Source organism: Streptomyces sp. NPDC058289 (genome assembly GCF_042880975.1).
In the GTDB taxonomy this organism is placed as follows: domain Bacteria; phylum Actinomycetota; class Actinomycetes; order Streptomycetales; family Streptomycetaceae; genus Streptomyces; species Streptomyces stoeckheimensis.
This window is the reverse complement of sequence record NZ_JBHVYI010000115.1, coordinates 18,998-23,945: the sequence shown is the minus strand read 5'-3', so window position 1 is coordinate 23,945 and position 4,948 is coordinate 18,998. Positions and strand designations below refer to the sequence as shown.

At 72.2% G+C, this 4,948-nt stretch carries 6 protein-coding genes; 3 read left to right on the top strand and 3 right to left on the bottom strand.

Annotated features, from left to right (window positions below; translation table 11 throughout):
• Positions 1-253 precede the first annotated feature (253 nt).
• Positions 254-946 (bottom strand): metal-dependent transcriptional regulator, encoded by a 693-nt coding sequence (locus ACFVX6_RS36355; protein ID WP_250747533.1) that lies wholly within the window; start codon positions 944-946, stop codon positions 254-256.
• A 268-nt stretch (positions 947-1,214) separates the two neighbouring features.
• On the opposite strand from ACFVX6_RS36355, the gene ACFVX6_RS36350 reads away from it, so the two are divergent.
• Positions 1,215-1,970, top strand: a complete 756-nt coding sequence (locus ACFVX6_RS36350; protein ID WP_389698870.1) for an SIS domain-containing protein — start codon at positions 1,215-1,217, stop codon at positions 1,968-1,970.
• An 87-nt stretch (positions 1,971-2,057) separates the two neighbouring features.
• Here ACFVX6_RS36350 and ACFVX6_RS36345 read toward each other — a convergent pair whose 3' ends face one another.
• Both ACFVX6_RS36345 and ACFVX6_RS36340 read right to left on the bottom strand, forming a co-directional pair.
• Positions 2,058-3,380 (bottom strand): PAS domain-containing protein, encoded by a 1,323-nt coding sequence (locus tag ACFVX6_RS36345; RefSeq protein ID WP_389698869.1) that lies wholly within the window; start codon positions 3,378-3,380, stop codon positions 2,058-2,060.
• A 120-nt stretch (positions 3,381-3,500) separates the two neighbouring features.
• The gene (locus ACFVX6_RS36340; RefSeq protein WP_389698868.1) at positions 3,501-3,857 is read right to left on the bottom strand and encodes a hypothetical protein; all 357 of its coding nucleotides are present in this window, start codon (positions 3,855-3,857) and stop codon (positions 3,501-3,503) included.
• A 178-nt stretch (positions 3,858-4,035) separates the two neighbouring features.
• On the opposite strand from ACFVX6_RS36340, the gene ACFVX6_RS36335 reads away from it, so the two are divergent.
• The gene (locus tag ACFVX6_RS36335) at positions 4,036-4,314 is read left to right on the top strand and encodes a CopG family transcriptional regulator (protein ID WP_389698867.1); all 279 of its coding nucleotides are present in this window, start codon (positions 4,036-4,038) and stop codon (positions 4,312-4,314) included.
• On the top strand, positions 4,311-4,733 hold the full coding sequence (locus ACFVX6_RS36330) for a hypothetical protein (protein WP_389698866.1): 423 nt from the start codon (positions 4,311-4,313) through the stop codon (positions 4,731-4,733). The genes ACFVX6_RS36335 and ACFVX6_RS36330 overlap by 4 nt, the downstream gene beginning before the upstream one ends.
• Positions 4,734-4,948 lie beyond the last annotated feature (215 nt).

Below are 4,948 nucleotides of genomic sequence, written 5' to 3'. Positions count from 1 at the left end.
TAACATTAAACCCGGGCGGCGCCCCGCGGGGGTATCCCGGCCGGTTGCTAACACCTTGAGCGCTGGGCCCCCTCTTAAACGCGGGGGTGGCCCGGCCCGGGCCCCCCCCCCCCCCGGGACCATCCATACAGATCCGCACCGGTCCACATCGGCCGACACCAGCCGGATTCGCTCGCACTGGCGACCCGATCGAACGCCCGTGCGTCAGCCTGTAGTCGACCCGCCCCTCCGCCCGTCCGTCAGTGCCCGCCCGTCAGCGCTTCGCCACGAACACGTGGGAGGCGATGTCCGAGTCCAGCTCCGCGGCCTCGCCCCCACTGCCGACCAGCACACCGCCGGGCGACTCGGTCACGCTGACCACCGAACCGGGCTGCACGCCCGCCCGGCGCAGCGTGTACATCAGCTGCGCGTCCGTCTGGATCGGCTCGCCGATCCGGCGGATCACCACGGTCTTGCCCTCCACGCCCGGGTCCAGCTCGGAGAGGCTGACCATGCCCTCCTCCAGGAACGGATCGGCCTCGGCCTTCTCGCCGAGCTCCTCCAGTCCCGGGATCGGGTTGCCGTACGGCGATTCGGTCGGGTGGCGCAGCAGCTCCAGCACCCGCCGCTCCACCGCCTCGCTCATCACGTGCTCCCAGCGGCAGGCCTCGGCGTGCACCTGCTCCCACTCCAGACCGATGACGTCGACGAGCAGGCACTCCGCGAGCCGGTGCTTGCGCATCACGCGCGTCGCCAGCTTGCGCCCCTCGTCGGTCAGCTCCAAGTGCCGGTCGCTGGCGACGGCCACCAGGCCGTCGCGCTCCATCCGCGCCACCGTCTGGCTCACCGTCGGGCCGCTCTGGTCGAGCCGCTCGGCGATGCGGGCGCGCATGGGGACCACACCTTCCTCTTCCAGTTCGAGGATGGTGCGGAGGTACATCTCCGTGGTGTCGATCAGTCCGGACATTCGTGCCCCTCGGATTGCGTGCGCTGGCCCTGCCCCCAATTCTGACCCATCGCGCCGACAACCGTCCCGTGTAGGACGTCAAGGGCCGCTCCGGGCGGTCTCGAAACGCCCCCCGCGCCCCTGTGGCCACCTCTCATTACGCCGCCCACCGGGCCTTTCGCCCCATGGATGGAAGTTCGTATTGACACGCCCTTGGTCCAGACCGCACGGTGAGCGGCGGACACGGACGACAACCTCACCCACTCCCACCCCGGAAGGCCATCGGCGTATGAGCGAGAGCAAGCTGGCCGGTCAGTTCTTCGACGCCGCGATCGGCCTGCTGGAGCGGGTACGGGACGAGGAGTCCGCACGCATCAACGAGGCCGGGACCGTCATCGCCGACGCCGTGGCCGCCGGGAACAAGCTCTTCGCCTTCGGCGCCGGGCACTCCTCGCTTCCCGCCCAGGACGTGGTCTACCGAGCCGGCGGACTCGCCCTGATGAACTTCCTCGCCGTCCCCGGCACCGTCGGCATCGACGTCATGCCCGCCACCCTCGGCAGCGCCCTGGAGCGCGTCGACGGCCTCGCCGGGGCGGTCCTGGACAGCAGCCCCGCCAGTGACGGCGACGTCCTCGTGATCATCTCCCTCTCCGGGCGCAACGCGCTGCCGGTCGAGATGGCCATGAACGCCCGCGCGATCGGCCTCAAGGTCATCGGGGTCACCTCGGTGGCCTACGCGACCGACACCAGGTCACGCCACGTCTCCGGCACCTTCCTCAAGGACCACTGCGACATCGTCCTCGACAGCAAGATCGCGGTCGGCGACGCCGAGCTCACCCACGAGGGCATCGAAGCCCCCTTCGCCCCCGCCTCCACCGTCGTGACCAGCGCGATCATGCAGGCGGTCATGGCCGCTGCGGCCGGCGAGCTCGTCTCCCGCGGGGTCGAACCACCGCTCCTGCGCTCGGGCAACGTCGACGGCGGCCACGAGTGGAACGGCCGCGTCATGCAGGAGTACGGCGACCGCATCTTCTTCCGCCACTAGGAGCCGGGGGCCGCCACTAGGCACCGGGTTCCGCCACTGGAGCCGGGTTCCGCCACTGGGCGCCCGGGGCGCCCGCACGCGGGCACCTCACCTCCCTGCCAGGCCCAGCCCCAGGTCCAGATCCGCCGCGACGCGGGCCGCCACCTCCTCCGCGTACGCCGCGTCCGCACGCTCGAAGGCGGCCCTGGACGGCCCCCGCAGGAACGTCAGCGTCCCCAGGCTCCGGCCCCGGCTGCGAAGTACCGTGCACAGGGCGTGCGCCGCCCCCTCGGGCCAGCGCCGGCCGGCCGCCCACGCCCCGTCGGCCTGCCCGTGCGGGGCGCTGGCCCGCACCGACCCGACCCGGTCCAGCGCCTGCAGCGCCGGGTGCCCGGCCGGGTAGCGCACCGGGATCGCCCCGGGCTCGGGCAGCCCCGGCAGGCCGGGCGGGGACGCCGCCCAGCGCAGCAGCCGCGCGGGCTCCGGTTCCCGTAGCGGCTCCAGTACGTCCACCAGTGCGTGCTCGGCGAAGCCCGCCAGGGCGAACTCCAGCCGCACGGCCGCCGCTTCGGCCGGGTCCTCGCACTCGGCGGCGGCCCGCCCGGCCCGGTACAGCTGGTGGGACCGGAACCGCAACTGCGCCGTGTCCAGCTGCGCCTGGCGGGCCTCGGTGACGTCCTGGAACAGCAGCGCGACCCCGAGCGGTACGGGTTCCTCCGCTAGCGGCGACGCCAGGCGCAGGAACCCGCACCGCCAGCACCGCCGCCGCACGCCCTCGGGGCCCCGTACGGACACCCACAGCTCCGCGGGTGCCGGGGGCGCACCCTCGGCCAATACGTGCTGCAGGGCCCCCTCCAGCTCCTCCACCCCCTGCGCCAGCAGCTCCCCCAGCGGCCGCCCGAGCAGCGCGGTGCGGCCGGACCCGAAGGCGCGGGCGGCATGGACGTTGACCACGGCCGGGCGCAGGTCCACGTCCACGAGCACGACCCCCCAGGAGGCGTCCTCCATCAACGCCTCGCTCAAGGCGATGGAACGCTCCAGGTCGATCTGCGCGTGCACCTCGCTGAAGGCGCAGTACACCCCGGCCGGCTTCCCGTCGGCGCCCGGCACCCCAGCGGACTGGGTCCGTACGAGCACCCGCCCGCCGTCCTTGGTCAGCAGCGCGAACTCGTGCACCTGCCGCCCCGGCACGTCCTGCGCGGCCATGAGCCTGTCCTGCACGTCCTGCGCGTCGGCGGCCCGCACGGCCCAGCCCGCGAACCCCTTGCGCCCCACGGCCTCCCCCGCCGACCACCCGAGGATCCGCTCGGCCTCACGGTTCCAATGGGTGATCACGCCATCGGCGTCGAACGCGCACAAGGCCGCGTCCATCCCGTCGAGCAGCGCTGCGAGCAGATCGTCGGCGGTCTCACTACGTCCGGATGCAGTCACCTGGGCCCCCTGCAGGTGTTCGCGTGTGCGGCACGTCACGTCATTGAACTGGAACGTGACGCAGCCCACACCCACTTCCCGCAATCATCCCGGTATGTCCGGTGCTCGGGGGCCGTCCCGTCAGCTGAGAAGCACCACGAGGAGCGCGACGCCGGCAAGCGTGGCCGTACCGATCACCACGTTCGCCCAGGCCGACCGCGCCCACCACTCCCGTCGCGCGGCAGCCCGGGCGATGCGCGCCTCGGCGTCCGGACCCGGCTGCCATCCGGGGCCGCGCAGCTCGGTCCACACGGACCGGATGAAGGCCGCTTCGGTACGGACCCCCGCGACCTCACGGTCCTCCACGCACGGGAGCGGGACCCGCTTGCCCCCGGGCAGGTAGGCGTACGCGGAGACCCTCTCCGCCACCCTCCACCAGAGCGGCAGGCGGTCGGCGGTGGCCGACTGGTAGCAGCCCCACACCCAGACGAGGCCCATCAACAGAAAGCCCCCGCCCCCCGTTCCCGCCCTGGTCCGGTACTCGCGCGGCAACGCCCCCTGATCCATGTGGCCCCCCAGCCTCGGCGGCAAGGATAGGCAGCGGGGGCGACCGGCCCATAGGGGTGCCGGCGGCCGATCTGGTGAGGGCCGTGATACCGGGAGTATGGTCTCTTGTATGGCGACCAAGAAGATCACGGTGACGATCCCCGAAGAGCTCCTTGACGAGATCCGTGCGGAAGCGGCGGAGCGGGGTCTGTCGGCGTACGTCGCCGAAGCGCTGCGGTTCAAGCGGGACCGGGACCGGCTGCGGGAACTGGTCGACTGGCTCCAGGAGGAGCACGGTCCCGTCACCGAGGACGAGCGCGCGGCCGCGTTCGAGGACCTGGAGGATCTCGACGCCGAGCACGAACGCCGCCGGGCGGCCGGAAGGCCCGAGGCCGGAGAGGCCGCGTGAAGCGGCCCCGTGACCGAGGGCAGCCGCCGCTGCGCGTCTTCGTGCTCGACTGCGAAGCGCTGTCCCTGGCCGTGCGCGGCGACCGGAAGCTGATCGCCTTGCTGGACATCGCCGCCCGGGGCGGGGCAGAGGTGGTGACGTCTCCGATGACGCTCGTCGAGGCGTACGACGGGAGGACCACCGAGCAGCGCTGGGACTGGCTCCTCTCCCGGCTCAAGGTCGCCGACGTCGGGAAGGACGAAGCCCGCCAGGCCCGCCGGCTACTGGCGGACGCCGAGCTGCACGGCCACGAGTACGCGATCGACGCGGTGCTCGCCGTCATCGCGCGTCAGCAAAAGGGGCAGGTCACCGTATTCACCTCGGACGTGGACGACCTGGAGCGGCTGGTCCCGGACTCGATCGTCGTCAAGAAGGTATGAACCGGCGGTTCCGGAAAGCCGAGGAGACGCCTGCGAAATTCGCCCCCGAAATTCGCTTGATCGCGATCTGCGGGGGTGTTTACAGTGGCCGCACACGAGAAGGGAGGTGGTTGCCGCAATGTACGGAAACCGGACGCGTGAGGTGGCTGCGGGCTAAAGCGCCCGTTGTCGCACGCACCCAGTGCGGTGCCCGGCGGAGTCGCCGGCGCCAATCC

What these genes read in the sequence shown, in the direction of transcription:
- ACFVX6_RS36355 (WP_250747533.1), bottom strand. Translation starts at nt 946, where the DNA reads ATGTCCGGACTGATCGACACCACGGAGATGTACCTCCGCACCATCCTC.
- ACFVX6_RS36350 (WP_389698870.1), top strand. Translation starts at nt 1,215, where the DNA reads ATGAGCGAGAGCAAGCTGGCCGGTCAGTTCTTCGACGCCGCGATCGGC.
- ACFVX6_RS36340 (WP_389698868.1), bottom strand. Translation starts at nt 3,857, where the DNA reads ATGGGCCTCGTCTGGGTGTGGGGCTGCTACCAGTCGGCCACCGCCGAC.
- ACFVX6_RS36335 (WP_389698867.1), top strand. Translation starts at nt 4,036, where the DNA reads ATGGCGACCAAGAAGATCACGGTGACGATCCCCGAAGAGCTCCTTGAC.